Source organism: Mesorhizobium sp. M7A.F.Ca.US.005.03.2.1 (genome assembly GCF_003997795.1).
Classification (GTDB): domain Bacteria; phylum Pseudomonadota; class Alphaproteobacteria; order Rhizobiales; family Rhizobiaceae; genus Mesorhizobium; species Mesorhizobium ciceri.
The window spans coordinates 1-2,344 of sequence record NZ_RZRP01000923.1 but is presented as its reverse complement, the minus strand read 5'-3'; the positions used below and the strand labels follow the sequence as shown (position 1 = coordinate 2,344).

The 2,344-nt window shown below is 64.5% G+C and carries 3 protein-coding genes; 1 reads left to right on the top strand and 2 read right to left on the bottom strand.

Features of this window, described 5'->3' with window-relative positions; translation table 11 throughout:
* Positions 1-751, top strand: a 751-nt coding sequence (locus EN991_RS32615; protein ID WP_127370284.1) for a M20/M25/M40 family metallo-hydrolase, incomplete at its 5' end; no start/stop codon positions are given.
* A 24-nt stretch (positions 752-775) separates the two neighbouring features.
* On the opposite strand, the gene EN991_RS32610 is transcribed toward EN991_RS32615, so the two are convergent.
* Positions 776-1,810, bottom strand: a complete 1,035-nt coding sequence (locus EN991_RS32610; RefSeq protein ID WP_127370283.1) for a branched-chain amino acid ABC transporter permease — start codon at positions 1,808-1,810, stop codon at positions 776-778.
* Positions 1,807-2,344: branched-chain amino acid ABC transporter permease (locus tag EN991_RS32605; protein ID WP_164769542.1), on the bottom strand; the 538-nt coding region annotated here is incomplete at its 5' end. The genes EN991_RS32610 and EN991_RS32605, both read right to left, overlap by 4 nt.

The following is a 2,344-nucleotide window of genomic DNA, read 5'->3' as shown; positions in this document are numbered from 1 at the left end:
GGGCGATGTCCTGCCGGTCGAAGGCGGGCTGGAATGGGCGCGGGTGACGATCCGTGGCCGCAACGCCCATTCGGCGCTGCGCTACAACGAGATCTATCCGCAGCGCCACGACAAGGACCGGCTGGAGCCGGGCGTCAATGCGATCGAGATCGCCGCCCGCTTCATTGCCGCCGTGCGCCAGTATGAGCTGGACCGGACGCGAGCAAAATCGCATCCGCTGCTGCCGCTCGGCATGAACACCATCAACATCGGCGTCATGCATGGCGGCACCGGCCTTGGCGAGCACGGCCTGCCGACCGTGATGACCAACCCGGCCATCATTCCCGATGTCGCGGTGCTCGATCTCGACATGAAATTCCTGCCCGACGAGAATTCGGCCGACTACCGCCGCGATTTCGAGGCGTTCGTCCACCATTTCGCGCAGACCGATGCGTGGCTGCGCGACAACCCGCCTGCGATCCAATGGGAGCTCGGCGGGCTGCATTTTCCGCCGATGAACACGCCGGTCGACCATCCGCTGGTGAGATCGCTGATGAAGCGCAAGGCCATGGTCGGCAAGGCGCCGCAGGCGCGTGGCTTCGTCGCCGTGTGCGATGCCGCGCACTATGCCGGCGCCGGCGTCGACGGTGTCATCTTCGGCCCGTCAGGCGACGGATTTCACGGTTCCGACGAGTATGTCGAAGTCGAATCGGTGGTCGAGACCGCCAAGGTGATCGCCGCTTCGGTCATCGACTGGTGCGGCATCCGCTGAGGCGGAGCCGCCAGTCCGAAACGGTCAGGCCGGGCGCTTCAGGCGTCCGGCGACGGCGCCCCATGAAGCCTTGATCATGCCGACCAGGCCGCTCGGGTAGGCCAGCATCACGCCGATGATCAGCACCGCCGTGATCATCGGCCGCCACGCGCCGAAATCGGCCATCCATTCGGCGAAGATCGTCAGCACGAAAGAGGCGATGATGGCGCCGTAAATAGTGCTGGTGCCGCCAAGCAGCACCATCGACAGGATGATGGTCGCAAGGCTCATGCCGAAGACGTCGATCGAGGCATTGCGCTGGTAGGCGGCGTAGAAGGCGCCGGCGATGCCGGTGAAGAAGGCGCTCGCGGCAAGCGTCAGCATGCGCTGGCGCACGATCGAGACGCCGCGGCTGATGGCGTATTCCTCATTGTCGCGCAAGGCGACGATGCTGGCCCCGGTGCGTGAGCGCACGAACACGCGCAGGAATAGGGTGCTCGCCACCAGCAGCGCCAGCGCGATGTAGAAATAGGCTGATTTGCCGTCACGGACCATGTTGTGGTCGAACACGTATAGCCCGGGAATGCGCACCAACCCTTGCGTGCCGCCGGTGATGGCGGACTGGCTGATGATTACCTGCATCACCAGCTGCGCGAAGCCGAAAGTGACCAGGATGATGTAGATGCCCTTCAGCCGCAGGATCGGGATGGTCACCAGGATCGCCGCCAGGGTGGCGATGACACCGCTGGCAAACAGCGCGATCCACGGGTCGAATTCGGCCAGCTTGGTGAGCAGGCTGTAGGCATAGACGCCGATGCCGAACAGCGCCAGATGGCCGAAATTGAAGACGCCGCCATAGCCGAGGCTGAGGTCCCAGTTCGAGGCGACGATCGCATAGATGAAGGCCATGATCAGGATGTGGCGGGCATAGGTGTCGCCGAAGATCAGCGGCAGCAGTGTCAGAAAGGCGAAGCCGAGCACGAAGCCGATGGCCTCCTGCTTCCACGGCGTGCGGCCGGGAGCGATCGGGGTTGCCGCCTCTGTGTGGCTAAGGGTGATCGGCGATGTCGTGTCGGTCATGCTAGGCCTCGGGAGCGGCTGGCAAAGATGCCCTCGGGGCGCACCATCAGGGTCAGGATCAGCACGCCGAACAGCAGCGCCGGCGTCCAGTACAGGCCGAAATAATAGCTGCAGGCGGCCTCGAAGAAGCCGATCAGATAGGCGGCGAAGATCGGTCCCGAGATGCTCGATATTCCGCCGAATACGACGACGATCAGCGCCTTGAGCAGCGGGTCGCTGCCCATCACCGGCGACATGAAACGATAGCCGCCCATGAAGATGCCGGCGAGGCCTGCAAGCGACGCGGCAATGGCGAAGGCCAGCCCATAGAGCGCGGTGACGTTCAGCCCGACCAGATGGCTGGCATCTTCATTCTGCGCCACGGCGCGCAGCGCCAGCCCGAGCCGCGTGCGGTTGAGGAACATCCAAAGTGCGGCCAGGATCAGCGGCGTGATGACGATGATGGCGATCTGGTGCAGGGAGACGCCGACGCCGCCGATGGTGGTGTTGCCGGTGATCAGCGCCGGGATCTGCTTCGAGCGCGGTCCCCAGATG

Coding starts and splice junctions, on each gene's coding strand:
- EN991_RS32610 (WP_127370283.1), bottom strand. CDS start 1,810: ATGACCGACACGACATCGCCGATCACCCTTAGCCACACAGAGGCGGCA.